This is a genomic window from Polaromonas sp. (genome assembly GCF_041689105.1).
Lineage (GTDB): Bacteria > Pseudomonadota > Gammaproteobacteria > Burkholderiales > Burkholderiaceae_C > Polaromonas.
Genome location: NZ_JBDNGU010000008.1, coordinates 1 through 19,691, shown reverse-complemented (window position 1 = coordinate 19,691; position 19,691 = coordinate 1). Strand labels below are relative to the sequence as shown.

15 protein-coding genes and 3 pseudogenes are annotated in these 19,691 nt (G+C 60.3%); 7 read left to right on the top strand and 11 right to left on the bottom strand.

Features of this window, described 5'->3' with window-relative positions:
• Positions 1-23: 23 nt before the first annotated feature.
• Positions 24-956, bottom strand: a complete 933-nt coding sequence (locus ACESMT_RS00730) for a LysR family transcriptional regulator (protein WP_372824269.1) — start codon at positions 954-956, stop codon at positions 24-26.
• A 72-nt stretch (positions 957-1,028) separates the two neighbouring features.
• Here ACESMT_RS00730 and ACESMT_RS00725 point away from each other — a divergent pair, with 72 nt between their 5' ends.
• Together ACESMT_RS00725 and xdhB are read left to right on the top strand one after the other, a co-directional pair.
• Complete coding sequence (locus ACESMT_RS00725; protein WP_372824267.1) at positions 1,029-2,708, top strand: FAD binding domain-containing protein; 1,680 nt, start codon at positions 1,029-1,031, stop codon at positions 2,706-2,708.
• Positions 2,705-5,131, top strand: coding sequence for a xanthine dehydrogenase molybdopterin binding subunit (gene xdhB / locus ACESMT_RS00720; RefSeq protein WP_372824265.1), 2,427 nt, complete (start codon positions 2,705-2,707; stop codon positions 5,129-5,131). The genes ACESMT_RS00725 and xdhB overlap by 4 nt, the downstream gene beginning before the upstream one ends.
• Positions 5,132-5,281: 150 nt before the next feature.
• On the opposite strand, the gene ACESMT_RS00715 is transcribed toward xdhB, so the two are convergent.
• From ACESMT_RS00715 to ACESMT_RS00705, 3 genes are all read right to left on the bottom strand, one after another.
• A complete protein-coding gene (locus tag ACESMT_RS00715) occupies positions 5,282-5,590 on the bottom strand; it encodes a MarR family transcriptional regulator (protein WP_372824263.1) in 309 nt (102 codons plus the stop codon).
• A gap of 49 nt (positions 5,591-5,639) precedes the next feature.
• Positions 5,640-6,047, bottom strand: a complete 408-nt coding sequence (locus ACESMT_RS00710) for a hypothetical protein (RefSeq protein ID WP_372824261.1) — start codon at positions 6,045-6,047, stop codon at positions 5,640-5,642.
• Positions 6,048-6,169: 122 nt separating this feature from the next.
• Complete coding sequence (locus ACESMT_RS00705) at positions 6,170-6,958, bottom strand: class I SAM-dependent methyltransferase (RefSeq protein WP_372824259.1); 789 nt, start codon at positions 6,956-6,958, stop codon at positions 6,170-6,172.
• A 12-nt stretch (positions 6,959-6,970) separates the two neighbouring features.
• On the opposite strand from ACESMT_RS00705, the gene ACESMT_RS00700 reads away from it, so the two are divergent.
• Positions 6,971-7,861 (top strand): LysR family transcriptional regulator, encoded by an 891-nt coding sequence (locus ACESMT_RS00700; protein WP_372824257.1) that lies wholly within the window; start codon positions 6,971-6,973, stop codon positions 7,859-7,861.
• Between the two features lie 191 nt (positions 7,862-8,052).
• On the opposite strand, the gene ACESMT_RS00695 is transcribed toward ACESMT_RS00700, so the two are convergent.
• Positions 8,053-8,415, bottom strand: coding sequence for a MarR family transcriptional regulator (locus ACESMT_RS00695; RefSeq protein ID WP_372824255.1), 363 nt, complete (start codon positions 8,413-8,415; stop codon positions 8,053-8,055).
• A 142-nt stretch (positions 8,416-8,557) separates the two neighbouring features.
• Here ACESMT_RS00695 and ACESMT_RS00690 point away from each other — a divergent pair.
• Positions 8,558-8,743, top strand: a pseudogene (locus ACESMT_RS00690) (hypothetical protein); the annotation flags it as partial.
• 256 nt (positions 8,744-8,999) lie between these two features.
• On the opposite strand, the gene ACESMT_RS00685 reads toward ACESMT_RS00690, so the two are convergent.
• The 5 genes and pseudogenes from ACESMT_RS00685 to ACESMT_RS00665 all read right to left on the bottom strand — a co-directional run bounded on the left by ACESMT_RS00685 (position 9,000) and on the right by ACESMT_RS00665 (position 15,872).
• A complete protein-coding gene (locus tag ACESMT_RS00685; protein WP_372824253.1) occupies positions 9,000-13,568 on the bottom strand; it encodes a hypothetical protein in 4,569 nt (1,522 codons plus the stop codon).
• 354 nt (positions 13,569-13,922) lie between these two features.
• Positions 13,923-14,900 (bottom strand): 5'-nucleotidase, encoded by a 978-nt coding sequence (locus tag ACESMT_RS00680; RefSeq protein ID WP_372824251.1) that lies wholly within the window; start codon positions 14,898-14,900, stop codon positions 13,923-13,925.
• 94 nt (positions 14,901-14,994) lie between these two features.
• A pseudogene (locus tag ACESMT_RS00675) lies at positions 14,995-15,237 on the bottom strand (Rid family hydrolase); the annotation flags it as partial.
• Positions 15,234-15,437 (bottom strand): annotated as a pseudogene (locus ACESMT_RS00670) (mandelate racemase); the annotation flags it as partial. The pseudogenes ACESMT_RS00675 and ACESMT_RS00670, both read right to left, overlap by 4 nt.
• Before the next feature lie 177 nt (positions 15,438-15,614).
• Positions 15,615-15,872, bottom strand: coding sequence for a ubiquinol-cytochrome c reductase iron-sulfur subunit N-terminal domain-containing protein (locus tag ACESMT_RS00665; RefSeq protein ID WP_372824249.1), 258 nt, complete (start codon positions 15,870-15,872; stop codon positions 15,615-15,617).
• Positions 15,873-16,109: 237 nt separating this feature from the next.
• Between ACESMT_RS00665 and ACESMT_RS00660 the strand changes: the two genes are divergently transcribed.
• A complete protein-coding gene (locus ACESMT_RS00660; protein WP_372824247.1) occupies positions 16,110-16,547 on the top strand; it encodes a DUF302 domain-containing protein in 438 nt (145 codons plus the stop codon).
• A 78-nt stretch (positions 16,548-16,625) separates the two neighbouring features.
• Here the strand turns inward: ACESMT_RS00660 and ACESMT_RS00655 are convergent, their stop codons facing one another.
• On the bottom strand, positions 16,626-16,826 hold the full coding sequence (locus ACESMT_RS00655) for a hypothetical protein (RefSeq protein ID WP_372824245.1): 201 nt from the start codon (positions 16,824-16,826) through the stop codon (positions 16,626-16,628).
• A 129-nt stretch (positions 16,827-16,955) separates the two neighbouring features.
• Between ACESMT_RS00655 and ACESMT_RS00650 the strand changes: the two genes are divergently transcribed.
• Both ACESMT_RS00650 and ACESMT_RS00645 read left to right on the top strand, forming a co-directional pair.
• Positions 16,956-17,822, top strand: a complete 867-nt coding sequence (locus ACESMT_RS00650) for an ADP-polyphosphate phosphotransferase (protein ID WP_372824243.1) — start codon at positions 16,956-16,958, stop codon at positions 17,820-17,822.
• 57 nt (positions 17,823-17,879) lie between these two features.
• Positions 17,880-19,619: a VTT domain-containing protein gene (locus ACESMT_RS00645; protein ID WP_372824241.1), complete on the top strand. Its 1,740-nt coding sequence runs from the start codon at positions 17,880-17,882 to the stop codon at positions 19,617-19,619.
• Positions 19,620-19,691: the final 72 nt, after the last annotated feature.

Below are 19,691 nucleotides of genomic sequence, written 5' to 3'. Positions count from 1 at the left end.
CCTTGTGTATCAGGCGCAAGCAGCTATTCTTTTTGTAGCGAAGCCGCCACCGCCTTGACCCGCTCGCGCAGCCATTTGGCCGAGGCCGAGGCATGTGTACGCTCATGCCAGAGCTGGTAATACATCATGCGCGGGAAGTCGATGGGGCAGGGCAGGATTTTCACCGGCAGCGCATCGGTGAAACGCTCGCAGTACTGGCGGCCAGTGGTCAATACCAGCAGGCTGCCGGCCACCATGGCGGGGATCAGTCCGAAATGCGGGCAGCGCACGGTGATGTTGCGCTGCACCTGCAGCGTGTCCAGGTAGGCGTCGATCACGCCCTTGGCGCCCGGGTGCGTCGGCGTGGGCGCAATGTGTTCGGCTGCCAGCCAGCTGGCGCTGTCCCAGCCACGGCGTGTGGCCGGGTGGTCTTTGGCCACCAGGCAGACCACCTCATCGCCGAACAGGCGCGCCATGTGCAGGTCATCGGGCGGCGCCGACCAGTTGCCGATCACGATGTCAAATTCGCCCTGCGCCAGGCGGGTGCGGTAGTCCGACTCGCCGGACAGCGCGTGGATGTCGACCTGGCACAAGGGCGCCTGGTTTTTGATCTGCGCCACCAGCTGCGGCAGAAACAGCGGGTCCATGTAGTCGCTGGCGGCCAGGCTGAAGGTGCTGGTGGCAGTGGCAGGGTCAAAGCCGCGCGCGTCGCTGAACAGCACCTCGGCCGCGCGCAGTATGCGCGCCGAGGGCTCGATCATGCGCAGGCCGGCGTCGGTCGGCACCATTCCAGCGCCCGAACGCACCAACAAGGGGTCACCCGCCAGTTCGCGCAGACGCTTGAGCGCCGCGCTGACAGCGGGTTGGTACATTCCAAGGCGGATGGCGGCGCGCGAAACGCTGCGTTCGGTCAGCACGGTGTTCAAGACCCTTATGAGATGGAGGTCTATCTTGTCGAATAAGGCCTGGTCTTTCATACCTTTTTGTACATCGCGCTGATATGACGATCGGTATACCTGCCCCGAACGATTGGGTTTACCCTAGGAAACATGGACATGCAATCGCCTCTCAAAACCATTCAATTCGTCAGGGGGGGCGAGGTCATCTCGCTCGCCAATGTACCACCCAGCCGCACACTGCTGGAGGTGCTGCGCGAGGACCTCAGCTGCACCGGCACCAAGGAAGGCTGCGGCGAAGGCGATTGCGGCGCCTGTACCGTGGTGCTGGGTGAGGCGGTGGACGGGCACATTCAATACAAGGCCGTCAACAGCTGCATCAAGCTGGCGCATTCCATCGACGGCCTGGCGCTGTGGACGGTGGAAGATATTGCCGGCGCGGACGGCGGCCTGCACCCGGCCCAGCAAAGCATGGTGGACTGCCACGGCTCGCAGTGCGGCTTTTGCACACCGGGTTTTGTCATGAGCATGTTCGGCATGTATCAAAACCATGTGTGCCAGGGCCAAACCATCACGCGCGAGCTGGCGCAGCAGGAGCTGTCGGGCAATTTGTGCCGTTGCACCGGCTACCGGCCGATTTTTGACGCTGCGCAGCAGATGGCGGCCTTGCCTGCCGCGGCCATCGACGAGGTTGGCTTGCTATCAAAACTGAAGCTGCTTACGCCCGCCCCACAAGGGCTGGAGGCCGATTTTGCTTATAACTCTCCGCGCACGCTGGCTGGGCTGCTGCAGGCCCGCGCCGCGCACCCCGAAGCCCAGATCGTCGCTGGCTGCACCGACGTCGGCCTGTGGGTCACCAAGATGCACAGGCAGTTCGACCAGGTTCTGGACGTGACCCGCGTGGAGGAGTTGCGGCGCGTGGAGCACTACAAGCACCACATCGCCATCGGCGCGGCCGTCACGCTGAGTGACGCCTTCGCCGCGCTGGTGGCCGACCGGCCGCAACTGCAAACCTTTGCCAACCGCTTCTCCGGCTTGCCGGTGCGCAATGCCGGCACGCTGGGCGGCAACGTCGCCAATGGCTCGCCGATTGGCGACGCCATGCCGCTGCTGATTGCGCTGGGCGCCAACATCGTGCTGATGAGCACCCGCGGCCACCGCGAGATGCCGCTGGAGTCGCTGTACACCGGCTACCGCCAAAACGTGATGGCGCCCGATGAGCTGCTGGCCTGGATCAAGGTGCCGCGGCAGCAGGCGCTATCGGGGAACCCTCACCCTCACCCTCTCCCCGGGGGAGAGGGGAAAACACCGGGCGGACCTGCTCCCTCGCCCCTCCGGGGAGAGGGCTGGGGTGAGGGGCGCCGCGAAGGCCCGCCAGACGGTGAAGAATTCCTGCGCGCCTACAAAATCTCCAAGCGCTACGACGACGATATCTCCGCCGTCTGCCTGGTGTTGAACATGCAGCTCGACGGCGGCAAAGTCGCCAGCATCCGCATAGGCGCAGGCGGCGTTGCCGCAGTACCCGCGCGCGCCGCGCAGACCGAAGCCTTTCTACACGGCAAGGCGTGGACCCAGGCCACGGTGCGTGAAGCCATGCAAACACTGCGCGGCGAGTTCACGCCGCTGAGCGACATGCGTGCCTCTGCCGCGTACCGCAGTGAAGTTCTCGGTAATTTGCTGCAGCGCTTCTGGCTCGAAAGCCAGGGCATGCAGCAGATCAACCTGGAATCCTTTGTCATCCCGGGCGACGACCCGGGATCCATGACGCCGCACCCCTCGCCCACGTGGATTGCGGGTCAAGCCCGCAATGACAATGCTGGGGACCGGGCATGAACAAGCGCGACGACAAGCTCACCGCCGCCGCAAAAGATGACGGCGACTTCACAGCCGCCACGGGCGGCGGCCCCGGCGGCGCGGCCGATGCCGGCGAGCGCAACATCGCGCCCGCCACCAACTCCCCACACGCCCCGGCCACGCCCGGCCCGGCCATGGGCGTCTCGCGCCCGCACGAAAGTGCTCGCGCCCAGGTGGCCGGCAGCGCGACCTATGTCGACGACATTCCCGAGGTCAAAGGCACGCTGCATGCCGCGCCCATCCTGTCTACCGTCGCCCACGGACGCCTGCGCGGCGTTGATGCCAGCGCGGCGCTGGCCATGCCCGGCGTGCGCGGCGTGGTGCTGTCGGCCGACATCCCCGGCGACAAGATACTCGCCACCTTCGTCGGTGATGAGCCCATCTTCGCCATCGACACCGTCCAGCACGTCGGCCAGGTGATCGGCCTGGTGGTGGCCGACAGCGTGATGCAGGCGCGCCGCGCCGCGCGCAAGGTAAAGCAGGACATTGAAGCGCTGCCCGCCCTGCTCGGCCCGCGCGCCGCCCACGCCGCGCAAAGCTATGTGTTGCCCAAGGTGGTGGTGCGCCGTGGCGAGCCCGAAGCTGCGCTCAAAAAGTCAGTACACCTGCTTACCGGCCAGCTCGAAGTCGGCGGGCAGGAGCACTTCTACCTCGAAGGCCAGGTCGCTTACGCCCTGCCGCTTGAGCAGGACCAGTGGTGGATTTATTCCAGCACCCAGCACCCCGGCGAGATCCAGCACTGGGTGGCGCATGCGCTGGGCCTGGAGAACAACGCGGTCACCGTCGAATGCCGGCGCATGGGCGGCGGCTTTGGCGGCAAAGAGACGCAGGCCGGCCACCTGGCCGTGTGGGCCACGCTGGCGGCGCGCAAGTTCAAATGCCCGGTCAAGCTGCGGCTGGACCGCGACGACGACTTCATGGTCACCGGCAAGCGCCACCCCTTTGCCTACGACTATGGCGCCGGTTATGACAACACCGGCCTGCTGACCGCGCTGCAGCTCACCATGCTGGCCGACTGCGGCTTTTCGGCCGACCTATCCGGCCCGGTGGCTGACCGCGCGATTTTTCACGCCGACAACGCCTACTTTTTAAGCGACGTCGAGATCATCTCGCACCGCTGCAAAACCAACACGCAAAGCCACACCGCCTTTCGCGGCTTCGGCGGCCCGCAGGGCGTGATCGTGATCGAGGCCATCCTCGGCGACATCGCCCGCAAGCTCGGCCTCGACCCTTTCGATGTGCGCATGCGCAACCTGTACGGCATCGACGAACGAAACACCACGCACTACCAGATGAAGATCGAGGACAACATCCTCGCCCCGTTGCTATCAAAACTGGAGCAAACTTCTGATTACCGACGTCGGCGCAAGGCCATTTCGGCATGGAACGCAGCCAGCCCGGTCATCAAACGCGGCATTGCCATCACACCGGTCAAGTTCGGCATCAGCTTCACCGCCACCTTTTTCAACCAGGCCGGCGCGCTGGTGCATGTGTACACCGACGGCAGCGTGCAGGTGAACCACGGCGGCACCGAGATGGGCCAGGGCCTGAACACCAAGGTTGCGCAGATTGTGGCCGACGAGCTGGGCGTGCCCTTTGAGCGCGTGCGCTGCACGGCAGCCGACACCAGCAAAGTGCCCAACGCCTCAGCCACCGCCGCCAGCGCCGGCACCGACTTGAACGGCCGCGCCGCGCAATACGCCGCCCGCAACGTGCGCAACAACCTGGCGGCGTTTGTGAGCGGCCTGGACACCTGCGGCGCCGGCGCCGTGCGTTTTGCCGGCGGCAAGATCAGCAGCCCCACGCAGACACGCAGTTTTGACGAGGTGGTGAAAACCGCTTATGCCAACCGCATCCAGCTCTGGAGCGACGGCTTTTACCGCACGCCAAAGATTCACTACGACAAGACCACGCTGACCGGCCGGCCTTTTTATTACTTCAGCTACGGCGCCGCCTGCAGCGAAGTCGCCATCGACACCCTGACCGGCGAAAGCCGCGTGCTCAAGATCGACATCCTGCACGACGTGGGCACCTCCATCAACCCGGCCCTCGACATCGGCCAGATCGAAGGCGGCTTTGTGCAGGGCATGGGCTGGCTGACGACAGAACAACTGGTGTGGAACGACAAGGGTTACCTGGCCACCCACGCGCCCAGCACCTACAAGATCCCCGCCACCGGCGACATCCCCGAACACTTCAAGGTTGACCTGTGGCCAGAAGCGAACCGTGAAGACAACGTAGGCGGCAGCAAAGCCGTCGGCGAGCCGCCCTTCATGCTGGCGATCAGCGTGTATGAGGCGCTGCGGGAGGCGGTGGGGTCGGTGAAGGGTGAAGGGCAGCTTGTGGCGATGACGGCACCGGCTACCGCCGAGAACGTGTTGCTGGCGCTTGGCAGTCCGTGACGGCAGCACTGCCCAGACTGTCACCGCGGGCCTGACCCGCCATTCATGCCGCGCGGTCGCGGGTCCGCGTTACTATTAAATTAATAGCTGCTTGCGCCCGTGCAGTAAGGGCTAGAGGCCGATTTGCCTCATAGGTTCTTCTCAAAACGCCTATGCAGCCTGTTTGAACAGGGCCAGATGAATCTCCACCGACTCGAAGGGCACGAACACGGTGCCGTCTGGCGTACGCCGGACCAGGCCGTGCTCTTCGAGCTTGCCAATATCGGTGTGAATGTTGGAATAGTTGCGCCCCACAGCCTTGGCCAGCGCATATACCGAACACGGGCCGCAGCGGCGCAGCGCTTCAAGCAGGTCAATACGTGCCGGCGTCAGCTCGGCAAACAAGGTGCGTGCAAATTCAAAGCTCAGGTGGTAGTCGGCGCCAAACTTTGCGCTGGCTGGGGCTGAGAACGTGCTCAAGGCCGTTGGGTAGCTACTCCAGCCTTGGGCCGCTTGCGGCTGGCCTTGATCAGCACCGCCCCGCTGCTCGTAGCAAGGCATTGCATGCTTCCCCGGCACGGCTGCCGGGCTGGCCTGGGGCGGTAGCGCCCGGGCTGCCGCCCCGGGCATTGCCGCCTACCCTGGCGGCACAGATGGCGTCGGAATGCGGCGTTTGCCCAAAGGTCATGGCCTTTTGAAAGCCAGTGGCTCCAACCATGTAGCAACTGTAGATAGCTCCGTCGCGGGTGTTGACCATGAAGTTGATGCGGCCGCCAGTCTCCTCTGATCGGTCGCTGATGGTGAACTGGCCGACAGACCGCCCGATGGCCTGAGCGGTGCGCTGCTCCAGCGTTTCCTGGGTCGTCGTGGCGGCACATCCCGCAAGAACGACTGCGGCAGTAGCAAGGGCAATGGATGTGATGGATCGAAGGGTCATAAAAAGCTCCATGGGTTTTGTTTAAAAGGTTGAATTGCGGGAGATCGGGCCTGCGAAACCGTGCTGGCGAACGAAAGCCCAGCCTTGATATGAAGCAAGGTCTGCGAGTGGAAAGGGGAAGGTCAGGCTGGCTTGCGGGCGACGATGAAGACCCGGATGTCCTTGCCACGCGTACCGTGTCTCTCGACCGACACGATCTCCAGGCCCTGCCGGGTGATGGCCGACTGCAGCCCGTCGCCGTTAAAGCACAGCACATGGGGCGCCTTGCCGATGGCGCGCATCAGCGGGAGTGCGAGGTAGGGAATGAGAGGATTCATCTCCGCAATACAGGGCGTCTTTGAAATGAACAATCCGCCTGGGCGTAAGGCCTTGACCGCGAGCGCCAGCGTACCGTCAAGGTCACTCACCAGGTGCAGAAGGTTGAAGGCCAACGCCACGTCATAGGCGCTTTGCCCAAACCCAGGGGCGTCGGCGTCGGCCACTGCAAAGTCAAGTTGCGGCATCGGCTGAGCAGCCAACTTTTCGCGGGCAATGGCGATCATTGCGGCAGAAACGTCGGTCGCCATCAAGTGCCGAACAAAGGGTGCCAGGCGGAGCGCGGTAGACCCTGTGCCACAGCCGATTTCCAGCACCTCGTGCTTGTCCGACAGCAAACCTTGCACACGCCGCAGCGTGGTCTCGTAACCTGCCAGATCAGCGATCGGGTCGGCTGCGTACTTGCGCGCGACACGGTCCCAGAAAAGGGCTTTGCGGACCGATGTCGCCCTCACTCCGGCAAGGGGTGGGGCGTCGGCGAGTGGAACGATTGCAGGGGATGGCATGTGATGGAGACAAAAGTCATTGAGTGGGCAGAGGCCGAATGATATCCATGCATAACGCCACTGGGAATTGCGGTAAATCGCAAGGAACATATACATTTACGTATGGATAATCTCGACTGGAACCAACTGAAAGCGTTTCTCGAAACCGCAGATATGGGCTCGTTGTCGGCAGCGGCCCGCAAGCTGGGCCTGACCCAGCCCACCCTGAGCCGCCAGGTAGCCGCCATTGAGCAGAGCATGGGCGTAACACTGTTTGAGCGCGTGGGCAAGACGATGGCGCTTACGCCTACTGGGCTGGACCTGCTGGAACATGCACGCGCCATGGGATCAGCCGCCGAGGCCCTGAGCCTGGCGGCCACCGGCCGGTCGAGCGCTGTGGGCGGCGTGGTCTCAGTCTCTGCTACCGACGTGGTAGCCGCTTACTTGCTTCCACCGCTGGTGCAGCAGCTGCGCGAACAAGAGCCAGGCATTGCGATTGAGGTGATCTCGTCCAATGCGCTAAGCGACCTGCAACGGCGCGAGGCAGACATTGCCATTCGACACGTCAAGCCGGAGCAGCCGGACCTCATCGCTCGCTTGATCCGGCAGGCGGCGGCCCATTTTTATGCGTCGGAGGGCTGGGTCAAGGCTCACGGCCATCCGCGCAGCGCTGAAGAAGCGGCACATCTGACGTTTGTGGGGGCTGACCGATCCGGTCAGTTCCTGAGCTTTCTGCGCCAGCACGGCCTCCCGCTGAGCGAGGCGAACTTCAGCTGCTATGCGGATCATTCAGTTGCCCACTGGTCTCTCGTGCGCCAGGGCATGGGTATAGGCGCGATGATGGATGAAGTCGCCCTTGACACCCCAGGCATCGTCCGCGTGCTGGACGAGGTGCCACCGGTGCTCTTCCCGATCTGGCTGGTCAGCCACCGCGAACTGCGCACGTTGCGGCGGATTCGCGTCGTGTTCGAGGCGCTGGCGCAGGGCTTGGCAGGTGGCGATCAGTGTGTTTGAGGCGCTGCGGGAGGCGGTGAAGGCTGGGCTTAAGCCTGTTGTCATGGTTGCGTCGGGTACGTCTGAGAACGTTCTGCAGGCGCTCTCCAGTCCGCCATTGCGGGGCTGAATCGCTATCAACTTCATAGCTGCTTGCGCCCGTGCAGCAAGGGCTAGAGGCCGATTTGTCTCATAGGTTCTTCTCAAAACGCCTATGCAGCCTGTTTGAACAGAGCCAGATGAATCTCCACCGACTCGAAGGGCACGAACACGGTGTCGTCTGGCGTGCGCCGTACCAGGCCGTGCTCTTCGAGCTTGCCAATATCCGTATGAATGTTGGAATAGTTGCGAGCCACAGCCTTGGCCAGCGCATACACCGAGCACGGCCCGCAGCGGCGCAGCGCTTCAAGCAGGTCAATGCGTGCCGGCGTCAGCTCGGCAAACAAGGTGCGTGCAGATTCAAAACTCAGGTGGTAGTCGGCGCCAAGCTTTGCGCTGGCCTCAGCAGCCTTGAGCTGGCCCCGGGCCGCCTTGAACACGCTGCCGCGCGGTGCGATTTCGATGATTGCTTTCATGATGCCTCGCTCCAGGTTTCCACGTCATGCTGCCGAACCATCGTCCCGGACTTCCTTGGCTCTGGCGATCAATCGGGCTGACATGTATTGCATTTTAGCAATACATTGCGCGGTGGCAATAGCAACATCGCCCTGTGACTCGAAGGCAGCCACGAAGGACAGGGTGGGCGGCAGCATGGCCGTCGGCGAGCCGCCCTTCATGCTGGCGATCAGCGTACTTGAGGCGAGGCGCGAGGCGGTGGGGGTGGTGCGGGCGGGGAGCGAGCCTGTGCTGATGGTGGCACCGGCTACGGCGGAGAACGTGCTCAAGGCTGTTGGGTATCGATGACGCTTCAGCGTCTATAGATAGCGATGACCGGGTTCGACCCTTCGCGAGTACTCGCTGCTTGACCGCCAATGTCAGGAGTGCTGCGAACGCGGATGCCCAACTTGCTATGGCGTACTCGCACAACCAACCGAATCCGGACCTTCGCAGGGAAAGGTTGCTGTTTACGAATGTCGGCTATCTGGAATCATCGTTGAATGAATGCCGCCGCCATAAGCGGCCAATAGCAGCCTACCGCAGATGCTCGTACAGTGCATCCTCAATCACGCCTTGGTGGCGTCAAAAAAGCCGGCCAGGGTGCCTCATCTGCCAATAAGCGCTCTTGGTATTTCTTCCGAAATTTATCGAAGCGGTTCTTCAATTGCCGCTCAATAGCAGGCCAATGCAGGCAGAACGACGTTTGCGTCTCTTCCTGTGCAAGTTTGAGCGCCTCGAAACGGCCATCCACCACAACAAGGAACAGTACGGCTGCGCGCCAGAAATCCTCCGCAGACGGGGCCGTTCGCATGAGGGTGAACCAATGGACGGTCCAGGCATGGCGACCGTAAGACTCTTGCGCAACGCGCTGCGTTTCACCCAGCAGACCGGGTACGTTAGCAAATTTCGCGAGCACGCTAGCGCTGTGTGAGTTTTCGCCCATCAGGCCAGCGACCAAGATTGCGCGGGCCTGCTCCGCCGGCCATTCCGAGGCCAAGCGCTGATCAATGTACTGTATGAGTTTCGTCGATTTACCATTCCACAGCGCAGCCCACACCTCGCATGCGAGCGCATCGTTATTGGCGGCTTGGTCTAGGCGGCGCACACGTAGCGCCTCCAGTTCAAGACCGTCAGCTGCTGACCAGACCGCCATTGTGCTTAGCTCAATCGCAACGTGGCCGAACACTACGCGTACCAGCGGAATGGTCGGGTCAAGTCTTTCGAACAACTGTACCGCGCGTGCGGGTTTGTATCCGGCAATTGCACGTGCCAATAACAAGCCGATATTGCGCACAGCTCCCAAGTGCGCATTTTCCGGTGGATCGAGTAGCAACTCACACCAGCCATCGGCCAGGGTGGCATCGGCCTCAGCAATCGCGGCGAAGTCCTCCATGCAAAATTGGTCCAGAAGCTTGCTTGCATCCAGGCGCGTGAGGGATGCGCGCAAAGCATCGAAGGCGGCATGCAGATTTTTCTGACGCTCGTCAAAGTCGTCAGTTGGTTTGAACGCACGTTGCCAGGCTTCGTTAGAGTTGGCTGGCGGTAGTTCGCGCTCGTTCAAATTGAAGTATTGCAACTGCGGTCCAGCGTCCGGACGCTGCATCAGCTTGATCTCAAGCGTGCCAGTCTTGATGGGCAATTCCAACGAACAACTGAGCAGTGCATCAACAATACCAGCGACATGTCGCGCTGCGTCTCCGCCGAGATGCGATGCCAGACGCCCAAGGTGCTGAAAATCCATATTTACTACAAGCGTTTCCCAGGGCGCAACGCCATGCACAGCCGCCGCCAGTAAGACTTCTGAGCCGCGCCAGCGTTCGAGGGTTTCTTCCTTGCTTAACAAGGTCGCACTCCAGCCGCTTTGCACTACCATTCGCAGCGCTTCGATATCGCCTGACTGCGAAACCATATGCAAAGTTTGCGCGCGTACTAAGTTTGATTGGCTGGCAAGTAGGGTGAGCAGGTAGCCGCGCGTTGCTGGCGACAGCGGTTGGTTTGCAAAGGGGGAAAACAATAGCACGGTGAATTGTGCGTCGTCATCCTGCGCCGCGATTGCATGCACAAGGCTGGACTCAAAGGCTGTCACATCAAGCGGCTTAATCATCTCTATGAGATGGAGTGACAACCTTTCACCAAAGCGCGCCTGTAGGAGCGCATTGAGTTGTTCACGGGCGTCTAGTACCGGAAAGGCTAGCTGCAACTGGAACTGCACCAAAATTCTGGCTTCATCACCTAGCGAGCGTAGGGCGTAGGTATCGGCTTCGGCTCCGCACATGCGACGGACGAACTGCAGCGCTTGCTCACGTGTGATTAGAGCTGAATGCGGGAGCAACCCAAACACGCCTTGGCGCAGGGGCGAGCCACTACGAAGTAGTACATCGTCGGTCAAGGCGCGATGTCGTTCGATGGCAATATCAGTGTAGTAGCGGCTAATAGCTGGCCGCGCACTGCTGAAAAAGTCGTCCAGCGTATCCATGCCCATATGCAAGTAAAGCTTGGTAACATCGATCTCTGCATAATTTTCAGCAGCGCGAGCTACGTTGTCTGGTTCTAAATTGTTGGGATCGCAGGGATCAGTACTGCAATAATTTTCGTTTCGTCGCCAACTTATGCCTTTCGGTTGCCCAGCACGCAGTAGATCAACCAGTTCTTGCGCATGCCGAGCATCTTCCGGATGACCGGTAGCCTGCTGCACCGTCACCAAGGCCCATTGGCCTACGCGCGAAGGTGTCCCGTTACGCAGCAAGTGACTGGAATGCAGGAGTGCCGAACGCGTGGCCTGCCAATCTACGCCGTTAAAGCGGATCAGCTGGCGAAACTCCTTGAGGGGTGCTTCGTGATTGCCGTTCAGGCTAGTTGCGAAGCTCCATCGAACGAATACTTGCGCGAATTGTGCGAGCGGCATTCCGGCCAACAGTTTCAGGGCAAGCTTACCGAGCAAAGAAATATCTTGTGCCGTGGTCTTCTCCAGCGCATTAAAAATGCCGCGCTCTTCATCAGAAAATTCCGCCAGCTTGGCGCTCAGTTCGCCTTGCAATTTAACGCGCTTGTGTGCAATCTTTTCTGCGCTTTCACCATGAGGAAAGACACGTTGCTCAATATCCCGAGTGATATGTGTCAGCCAGTTTTCGATTGTTGGTGCTATCGTTTGCCAAGCCCTTGGGGCAGTTTTGGCTTGGTACAACGCCAATTCGATCCAGTCGAAATTGACTGCGCTGCCGCCTTGCAGCGCAAGCGTTCTAGCCGCTTCGAGAAAAACCGGTGTTCGAATACGCGCAAGTGCTGCAATCGCGTCGAAAGCATCGTTGTCCAGGTTCTGTAAGCTGGCGAAACCCATCAGAATCGCCACGCCGACCTCGGTTGAACTTTCCTCACTCATGCAAGCCACCGTCAGTGCAGCGTGGATCGCTTGCGAGGTCTGGTCGAGGGCTGCAATTGGCTCAGCTAGAACTGCCAACTCTTCGTCAAGGTCGCGCCCGTTACGCAGGGCTGTCTGCAGCTTGTCGAGAATTTCTAAGCCAAGGGCTAAGCTAAGCCCTTCTTGCTTGATGGAGTAACGCCCTAGATCATCCGTCAGTGGCTCGAAGAAGCGACCTTCCACCACTGCATCTAAGCCGCCGTCAAATACGTTCAAATCGTCGCGTTGTTGCGCGTTCAGGCGCTGCAAAACTTGGCGTGCGTGGTCTTGTAGTGTGCGTTTGAAACGATCAGCCGACTGACCGTAACTGTCACGTTGGTTGGCACGTAGGTGTTCAAACAGCAGAAGAGGAATGCTTAATTCTTCCATCGCCCGGAGCTGTGCACTGTCGAGAAGCGTCAATGCAATGCCGAGTAAGCGAGGATTGCACAACGAGGCAGCAACGTGCTCGTGCAATTGGCCACCGTGAATATCTCTGGCAGCAAGCACCGCATCACGCTCAGGTGGCGTCCACTCTGGTACTGCCAGCTCTCGGAGAGGTGCAACCAAGCGCGGCTTGACCATTCCGTCGAAGTAGCGTTTTCGTGAAGTGAGTATCAACTTGCCTCCGATGCGTTCTAATTCATCGCTGAGCCGATCAATTAGGCGGGCCCATTCTGTGCGTGGACGCTGATTCAGACCGTCAAGAACCACCAGTAAACCCTGTACTGGACGGTAGCTTTGCGTGCGCCATGCGACCAGTTGAGCAGACCAAAAAATTCGGTGACGTTCCGATCCTTGCCTATCGGTCTGTGGGCAAAGTTTGCGGGCGATGAGCGCGACTGGGTCGGTAATTGGCTCGCTAATATCTTCTGCCGTTAAAAAGACTGTTAACGGTTTGATTGACTGGGAAAGCCAAGCCTGTGCGACCAGCCAGGATTTGCCGTTGCCTTCACCGCCGGTAAGGACAAGTACGCCACCGAAGGGCAATTCGTCCAGCAGAGTTTTCAAACGCGCCGTCAGGTCGGCTCTTTGCATTAGATGGGCGGATGCTGCGTTGTCAACCGGACTGAGTGGCTGGCCGAACCGTGTCTTTGCCTTGCTCCGACTGGAGAAGGTGTTCAGCAACCAATCCGAATTGATTTTGCATGCCTTGTCCAATGACCAACCTGGCTCTGGTAATAACTGCGCATCGAGTCGCATGTCGATTGCATCGAAGCGCTGCTGCAGAGCTTGCACGCTGATATGAAGCTGGCCTCCGAGTGCAACATCTTTTATTGCCCCACACACGCCCGCCACCAGAATTTTAACGGCATGATCGACGATATTTTCAGCCAGGCTCTGATGTTCACCAGACGCCTCCATGTAGCTGTTAATTAACGCGATGCGGGCTTCAGGTGGCTCGGTCGAGCAGGATATTCGTGCATCCGAAAGTCGTTGCAATTGGCGCTGCGTTTCGGCCATATTCAACCATTCACGCACATGCGGTAGCGAAAAGGGCTCCGACAGCACCAGCTTGCGCGTGAACATCTCGAGTATTCTTTTCGAACTTTCCTCTGTGGACGAGTTGGCACCGAGATGCACGAACGTCGCTTTGTTCAATTCGTCGCTTGGCGAGTAAGTCACCGACGACGGATTGCGGACGGCAGTACGTTCCGCCCAAGGCTTCTTCAGCCGCCCCAGAACGGGTGCGACCAGGGCCGAAAGAAAGCGTAAAACAGTCGAAAGATCCATCTTCAGCCCCAGAAATAGAAGCAGCGCAAGGTCAGATACCTATCGGCTCTGATTGCGCAAAGAGTATTAAGTGTAACTATCCGCCGTCTCCAGATGACGCATCTAGCTTTGCTTGTACACGTCCGTTTTCCGCGAGCGTTCTATGGCTGGTTTGGGTCGGAAGCGCCAGTTCGTCATTTTAAGAAGCGGGCACTCAAATCACAACGTTTCCTTATTTTTCCGGCAATCTGCGACTGGCTGGAAAGGGCCCTTTGTGTAAATTCATGGCGCTGATTTGGACGTCCGCTTGCTGCCAAAAGCGGGTACCCCCTGAATTTCCCGGACCGCCAACTTGTGGCCGACGGCCGCCCTCGTTCATTTGTTGAGATCGAGGTCGGTAGCGCTGGGAACGACAGCGTTCCTCAACTCCTCGTTCCTAACACCAAACGGAATTAACACAGAGGGAGTAGACGAAGCGGCCGTCTCGAGGTGAACCAACTGATCATCGAAGAAGATGTGGGGTTTGAGAACATCCAATACCCTCTTTTTCTCTATACCCCCCATCAAAAATAACTCCGCTGCGCCAAATCCCCATTCGCGTAGCGTTGTAACTACTCGCTCGTCTGCGGGCGCGTTTCTCGCCGTGACAATCGCTACGCGCAACGCGGGGACATAGGAAGACTCGCTGAGAGAGCGCTTTGCCTCCAGCCTCTGAAAGAATCCGATTTTGGTGAACAGGTCTTTCAAGGGACCCGCATGGTGAGGCTTCGCCTTATTGGCGACTTCATAGTCGTGGTAAGGCTGTAGGCTTTTCTCGCGAACGTAGACCTTTTCAGCTTCATCATTTGCCAGCACACCGTCGAAGTCAAAGGCGATACGGAGCTCGTGATCTGTATCGTCGTCAGCGACCTTCGTCGGAAGCACTAACCCTGCGGGAAAACCTCGGATCGTTGCATCCACGACGTCTCCACGATGCGCACTCAGGAACAGCGAGGCGTTGAACGCACCAATATAGAGGTGTGGAGATTGACCGGATAGAAATGCGCCCCTGGATATCGCCAACCCATAGTGCTGGCAGGAGCGAAAAAATCTCTGCCCTGTATCGGGGCTGTTTCTCGAAAGTACAACGACCTCAACAGGCTGCTGATCTGGGTAGAGATTATTTAGCCGAAGCAGGCGTCGGATGAAAGGGAATGCCACACCACGTTCGAACGGAACGTCGAGTCTACCGAGTTGGAACTTCCGATATGCTTCCACTCCGTGGTCGTCGAAAACAGCATTTGCTTCGTCCATATCGAACACCGCCCTGCTCGAAACGGCCACCACAAGCTTCTTCTCAATCGGATACGCCATTCAACATACTAACCGCTTCACTGGTCGAGCCTACATCTGCTAACGACCGGCTGCGGAAATTCGGAGGTGGCGTGATACCCCCCGCTGCATCAGCTCAACCGCCACGGTCGCCTGGCAATTTCGCAATCACCCTGATCTCAAACTGAAACCCATAAAACCAGGTCGCGCCCGCACACGTCAACGTCGGGGGCGGCGCATCGCCCCAGTACGCGGGCACGATCTTCCAGGCTTTTTCGAAGTTCTTTTCGGAGTCACCGATGAAGGCGGTGACGTCCACCACGTCGGCAAACGTGCAGCCCGCCGCCTTCAACACCGCATTCAGGTTGCCAAAGATCAGCCCGCCAGCCCCTTCATCTCCGCATACAAATCCGCCTTGCCTTCAAACCCGATACCCGGCAGCTCGGGCAGCGTGACATAACTGTCTACCACCTTCACGCCGTCCGGAAAGCCGCCATAAGGCTGGAACAGATCGGGGTAGGACTCATTGCCGCCCAGGCCCAGGCCGGCGGCAATCGCCAGCGACATCTGGTGGTCGCCACTTCGTCCTGGGTCGGCTTGTTCCCTGGTTCGGGCTTGACCGTGTGTTCATGTTTGGTCATCGGTCATCTCTGAAAGACGGAATCCGGGTGCGGTGAACGAAGGTGTCCCGTGCCTGCGGTTGGTGTGCCGTCCATCAACACCAGCTGGCCCGGGTCGCCAGGGGCGACCAGCAACTCATTGATGCTGGACTCGATGATCCTGTACCGGCTTGCCGCGCCACTCCACGGTCTTGGCGCCCCTTGGCAGAATGTCCGAGATGTCCACCTCGACCGGGCCGCCGGCGGCTTTTGCACGTTCACTCGGCGCAAAGGATGAAACAAGGGGAACTGCAGTGAACACGGTCCCCACACCACCTGCAGCCGCAGTCAAGACCAGCCAATGGCGTCGGTTCGGATTCATCGGTGTGTCCGGGCTCGGCTGGGCAGTGTCCATGGTCGTCTCCTTGCGGTACTTGTGGTTCGATCAATAGCCAACCCGCAAAAAGCGCAGCAGACACAGGTTGGGCGACGAAGTTGCCGCCGTCGGTGTGGCAGCGCACACGGGGCATCAACTTCCGTAGCGTCATTTTTTCTAGCCGGAACCAGCGTTCGCCAACGCACAGACCTGGCTGCAAGAAGCATGTAGGGTTCACGTTTCTTTTCTTTTCGTTTCATTCGTCTGGAGTTGTTCATGATTTCTTCCTCCTCGGCGCCGACCGCCTACGGATTCCACTGCGAGCTCTCCGGCTTTGGGTTTGACCAAGCCGTTACTCGCGTTACCGAGGCGCTCAAGGCTGAGGGCTTCGGCATCCTCACCGAAATCGATGTCCAGGCGACCATGAAGGCCAAGCTCGGCATCGAAGTTCGCCCATATCTGATCCTCGGCGCCTGCAATCCACCGCTGGCCCACCGCGCCTTGAATGCCGAGCCCGACATCGGATTGCTGCTGCCCTGCAATGTCGTCGTGCGCGAAGAGGCAGACGGGCACCTGATGGTCGCATTCATGGATCCGGTGGCTGTGTTGCAGATGACCAGCAACACCGAGGTTGCCAGCGTCGCTCAGGAAGTGCGCGAAAGGCTGCAACGTGTGAAATCGGAACTCGGTCGTGCCGTGGCGAGCGTTGGATGAACAGATGGCGCGTCTGCAGCCGGACGTAAACCCGCCGCAAAAAGCGGTCTGCCCCAGTCCGCAGATTGGCAAGGAGCCCTACATGTCTTCCACCCACATTGCACGCGTCGCACTTTCAGCCCTGGTGCTGGTCACGTCGGCTGCCTGTCGGCCCACAGGGCGGCAGAATTCAATACCCGCATCGGCCAGCGGGACATGCTGCGCTGGCAGATAAGCGATCCGGATCCGGCCGATGTATTTGACTTTCTCAAGGCCTTGCCCGAATGAAGGTGCCGTCACGGGGGGCGAACGCTGTCGCGGCGACTCTGGAACCGGCGGGCGCATTCACCGCCTGGACAGTTTGCGTACAGAAGTCGTTCCTGCAGAGTCTTGTCACACCGGCGCAGGCGACCAAATAAAGGGAACCATATGAACATCGACGTCACTGATTTCAGACTCCGCGAGGGCGACGAGGTCGACCTCGGCCTTTGGGCCACGAACGTAAAACCGCTGTGCAAATCGAAGAAGGCGTACCGCAAAGTGCTGGAGGATCAGGTCGAGCAGCTGAGCGACCAGCAGCGCCTGCTTTACGCGTCGAACCGGCACGCACTGCTGCTGGTGTTTCAGGCGATGGATACGGCAGGCAAGGACGGCGCGATTCGTCATGTGATGTCGGGCGTCAACCCGCAAGGCTGCCAGGTGTTCAGCTTTGCCCATCCGAGCCCGCGAGAGCTTAAACATGACTTCCTCTGGCGCACCACACGCGACCTGCCAGAGCGTGGGCGCATCGGCATCTTCAACCGCTCATACTACGAAGAAGTGCTGATCGTGCGCGTGCACAGCAGCATCCTGCAGGCTGAATCCCTACCCGATACTGCTCCCGACGAGTCGGTGTGGCACGGCCGCTTCCGGTCGATCGTCGACCTGGAAAGGCACCTGCACGCCAACGGCACCCGCATCGTCAAGGTGTTCCTGCACCTGTCGAAGGAGGAACAGCGCAAGCGCCTGCTGGCGCGCATCGATGAGCCCGACAAGAACTGGAAGTTCAGCGAGGCGGACATCGCCGAGCGCAAGTTCTGGGACGAATACATGCAAGCCTATGGTCATGCCCTGGGCGCGACCAGTACGACGGATTCGCCCTGGTTTATCGTGCCGGCCGACGACAAGGAGAACGCGCGGCTGATCGTGTCGCAGATCGTGCTTGACGCGCTGGAAGACCTGAAGTTGAGTTACCCGGAGGTCACTGCGGCGCGGCGGCAGGAGCTGAAAGCGATTCGAAAGCAGCTGGCAAAATGAGCTGGTGCAAGGCCTGATCGACGTCCTTTCGCAGCACCCCACGCTGGCGCTTGGCGTGTGTTTGCCGCAGCCTTGCTGGAGTCGGTGGCCGTGATTGGCACCGTCATTCCGGGAAGTCCGATTGTTTTCGCAGCCGGCGTCCTCATCGGCCTTCAGGCGCTCGATCCGTGGGGGGTGGCAGGGGCAGCAGTGGTTGGGGCCATTCTCGGCGACGGCTTCAGCTATTGGCTCGGTCGCAGATACCACGACACGCTTCGCACCTGGTGGCCGCTGAAGGCCCATCCCGGATTGTTCGCGCGCGGTCAGGCTTACTTTGCAAAACAAGGAAGCAAGAGCGTTTTCCTGGGCCGATTCCTTGGGCCTGTGCGCGCCATTGTGCCGGTGGTCGCAGGCATGTCTGACATGCCGGTGCTCCGGTTCACGGTGGTGAATGTGCTCTCGGCCATTGCCTGGTCGGCAGTGCACCTGCTGCCGGGCGCACTCTTCGGCGCTTCGATGCAACTTGCCGGTGCGGTGAGTTCCCGCCTGCTCATCGTCCTGGTTGGTGTGGTGGCCTTCGTCTGGCTGTGCGCCGTCCTGCTGCGGCTGACGCATCGAAGCGCCTGGCCTGTTGTCAGCCGGCAGCGTGATCGTATTGTTGCCTGGGCGCGCGCCAGAAGCGGCATGTTCCCGCGTGTTGCCCTGTCGCTGTTGGACCCTGCCCGGCCGGAGTCGTTTGGGCTTCTCATTGCGGCCGTGACCTTGCTTGGTGGCGCCTGGATGTTCCTGGGCATCCTCGAAGACGTGGTGTCCGGCGATCCGCTTGTGCAGGTCGACCAGGTCGTTTTCCTGGCCCTGCAGAAACTCCGCACGGGCTGGGTCGACGAAGTGATGATCGCCACCACCGAACTTGGCGGCGCCATGGTTGCCATTGCCGTCATGGCCTCGGTATCGGTGGTGCTCGCGTGGAAGCGCTGCTGGCACACACTGGCGTACTGGTTGACGGCTGTCGGTTTTGCACAGGCGCTGATCTGGATCCTGAAGATGGCGCTCGAGCGTGCGCGGCCGATAGCCATGTACGACGGCACCGAGAGCTTCTCATTCCCGAGTGGGCACGTCGCATCGAGCATCGTGCTGTATGGCTTCCTCGCTTTCCTGCTGGCGCGCGAGAAAGGGCCCCGGATCAAGTGGGCCATAACGCTGCTGTCGGCGGGGCTGATCGGGCTGATTGCATTCTCACGTCTGTACCTCGGGGCGCACTGGCTGTCAGATGTACTGGCCAGTCTGAGCCTCGGCGCGGCCTGGGTGGCGCTGCTCAGCCTCGCCTACACACAGCATGTGGGCACGGAGCGCCTGCCTGCGCGTGCCTTGTTGATCGCCGTATGGGGGGCATTGATGCTGGCTGGAACCGCGGTGGTGGTGACCCATCACGCAACCGACGCCGCCCGGTATGCCATCCGCTCATCCGCCTCCCCGGTTCTCCTTGCCGATTGGCGAATGGACGGATGGCAGCGCCTGGCGGCTCGCCGGACTGAGGTCGACGGTGACCACGAGGAGCCGCTCCAGGTGCAGTGGGCTGGCTCCGCGAATCGGATCGTGCCGGTGCTCGAGGCAGAAGGGTGGCGCAGGCCACCGCCCTGGGCGCTACGGCCGTCGCTGTTGTGGCTGTTGCCGTCTGCGGCCGTCGGGCAGCTCCCGGTGCTGGCGAAGTTTCACCGCGGCGAAATGCCGACGATGACTTTTGAAAAAGGGTTCTTCGTCGAATCCACTGTGAATTTTCCTTCACTCCAGCACAATTCAGTTTTCCAAATTGATTGACCGTGCCATGAAAGATACCGCGCTGTACGAACACCTTCTTGGACTGAAGACGCCCTGGTCGGTGAAGAAGGT

Bases quoted from the DNA above. Each gene is read 5' to 3' on its own strand.
- ACESMT_RS00660 (WP_372824247.1), top strand. From the start codon at position 16,110: ATGATTTCTTCCTCCTCGGCGCCGACCGCCTACGGATTCCACTGCGAG.
- ACESMT_RS00650 (WP_372824243.1), top strand. From the start codon at position 16,956: ATGAACATCGACGTCACTGATTTCAGACTCCGCGAGGGCGACGAGGTC.
- xdhB (WP_372824265.1), top strand. From the start codon at position 2,705: ATGAACAAGCGCGACGACAAGCTCACCGCCGCCGCAAAAGATGACGGC.
- ACESMT_RS00725 (WP_372824267.1), top strand. From the start codon at position 1,029: ATGGACATGCAATCGCCTCTCAAAACCATTCAATTCGTCAGGGGGGGC.
- ACESMT_RS00680 (WP_372824251.1), bottom strand. From the start codon at position 14,900: ATGGCGTATCCGATTGAGAAGAAGCTTGTGGTGGCCGTTTCGAGCAGG.
- ACESMT_RS00665 (WP_372824249.1), bottom strand. From the start codon at position 15,872: ATGGACACTGCCCAGCCGAGCCCGGACACACCGATGAATCCGAACCGA.
- ACESMT_RS00700 (WP_372824257.1), top strand. From the start codon at position 6,971: ATGGATAATCTCGACTGGAACCAACTGAAAGCGTTTCTCGAAACCGCA.
- ACESMT_RS00730 (WP_372824269.1), bottom strand. From the start codon at position 956: ATGAAAGACCAGGCCTTATTCGACAAGATAGACCTCCATCTCATAAGG.
- ACESMT_RS00710 (WP_372824261.1), bottom strand. From the start codon at position 6,047: ATGACCCTTCGATCCATCACATCCATTGCCCTTGCTACTGCCGCAGTC.
- ACESMT_RS00685 (WP_372824253.1), bottom strand. From the start codon at position 13,568: ATGGATCTTTCGACTGTTTTACGCTTTCTTTCGGCCCTGGTCGCACCC.
- ACESMT_RS00705 (WP_372824259.1), bottom strand. From the start codon at position 6,958: ATGTTCCTTGCGATTTACCGCAATTCCCAGTGGCGTTATGCATGGATA.
- ACESMT_RS00695 (WP_372824255.1), bottom strand. From the start codon at position 8,415: ATGAAAGCAATCATCGAAATCGCACCGCGCGGCAGCGTGTTCAAGGCG.